This is a genomic window from Sphingobium sp. BHU LFT2 (assembly GCF_018604485.1).
Taxonomy (GTDB): Bacteria; Pseudomonadota; Alphaproteobacteria; order Sphingomonadales; family Sphingomonadaceae; genus Sphingobium; species Sphingobium yanoikuyae_A.
This window is the reverse complement of record NZ_JAFCGW010000103.1, coordinates 1-349: the sequence shown is the minus strand read 5'-3', so window position 1 is coordinate 349 and position 349 is coordinate 1. Positions and strand designations below refer to the sequence as shown.

Below are 349 nucleotides of genomic sequence, written 5' to 3'. Positions count from 1 at the left end.
TGGTTGCGGGAGTAGGATTTGAACCTACGACCTTCAGGTTATGAGCCTGACGAGCTACCGGGCTGCTCCATCCCGCGACACTGGGCTTTTGTGTGGCCCTGACATGCAAAAAGGGCGGCTTTGTGGGCCGCCCTATTTTGTAACATTGTGATGGGTTTTTGATCCGTTGCTATGCGCGTGCTTCAATGCCTGGCGACGCCCTACTCTTCCAGTGCTTGAGCAATAGTACCATCGGCGCAGACTGGTTTCACGGCCGAGTTCGGGATGGGATCGGGTGGGTCACAGACGCTATGGTCACCAAGCAATGAAGCAGGCGCATAACTGCGGGTTTTTAATCGATACCGTGCAC

Annotated in this window: 1 tRNA gene and 1 rRNA gene; both read right to left on the bottom strand. The window is 55.0% G+C overall.

The features are described 5' to 3' along the window. A tRNA-Met gene (locus JQK15_RS26680) sits at window positions 1-77 on the bottom strand. 110 nt (window positions 78-187) lie between these two features. Beyond that, a 5S ribosomal RNA gene (gene rrf, locus JQK15_RS26675) occupies window positions 188-302 on the bottom strand. Window positions 303-349 lie beyond the last annotated feature (47 nt).